Raw genomic sequence first — 1030 nt, 5'->3', positions numbered from 1 at the left:
TGATCACTGCGCGAAAGTACCCGCAAATGGTAACCGTGAAATCAGCGTTGCTTGCCGATGGGGTGGTGTTCAGTAGCTTGGGAATGGAACCACTTAAAATCCGTTATCAAGATTTCAAAATGCAGGAAACACCCGCAACAGTTTGGAAAGATGCCTTCACCGCTTACACGACTACCGATGATGCGGATGATTGGTTTAGTCAGGTATTGGGACAGCGCGTAGAGTTGCTTTTTAGCGGTGAACAATCCAATCGTGTCCGTGAAAGCCTGGGACAAAATGTGAGTTTTGCTGACGGCTATCCAGTGTTGGTGATCAGCCAAGCTTCGCTAGAGGAATTGAACAAAAGAAGTTCTGAGCAACACTCCATGGATCAGTTCCGCACAAACTTAGTCGTATCTGGTACCAAGCCATTTGAAGAAGATTCTTGGAAGCGCATCCGAATAGGGGAAGTGGAGTTCGAATCTCTCAAACCTTGTGAGCGTTGTATTCTTACTACGATCAATACTCAACGTGGCACTTTCCGTGAGAGCAAAGAACCGCTCAAAACGTTGCAACAGTTCCGCGCCAATGAACGAGGTGGTGTGTTCTTTGGACAAAACCTTGTGGCGCGCAATGAGGGCATTATTCGCCAAGGCGATAAAGTTGAAGTGCTCGAATATAAAGAGCCGGAATTTTATCCGGACAACTCACCTGTGCGCATGACGCTGACGTGTGTTGAGCGTGAAGAGATTGCTCAAGATTTCGTGACCTTATGGCTAGAACCGAGCAAAGGTTCTTTACCAAACTACTTACCGGGCCAACATTTGCCGATTGAGGTGGACATCAATGGTAAGAAAATTGGTCGTCGATATACCTTATCGTCTAGCCCATCTCGCCCTGGTCGCTATGCTATCTCCGTTAAGCGTATTGCGGGTGGCCGCGTGTCGAATGCCTTGTTAGACAACCTACAAGTCGGTGATGTATTAGAGGCAGAAAACCCAGATGGTCAGTTCCACCTTAAAACGCATGATGCGCAGCCGCTACTATTGCT

The 1030-nt window shown here is 47.7% G+C and carries 1 protein-coding gene; it reads left to right on the top strand.

Going from position 1 to position 1030, the window contains the following annotated elements; translation table 11 throughout:
- Positions 1–1030: MOSC domain-containing protein (locus tag R7O12_RS26970; protein ID WP_318127127.1), on the top strand; the 1030-nt coding region annotated here is incomplete at both ends.

The sequence above is a fragment of the Vibrio sp. Vb1574 genome (assembly GCF_033338675.1).
Note: the sequence above shows the minus strand (reverse complement) of the source record. Positions and strands in the feature narration are given on the sequence as shown.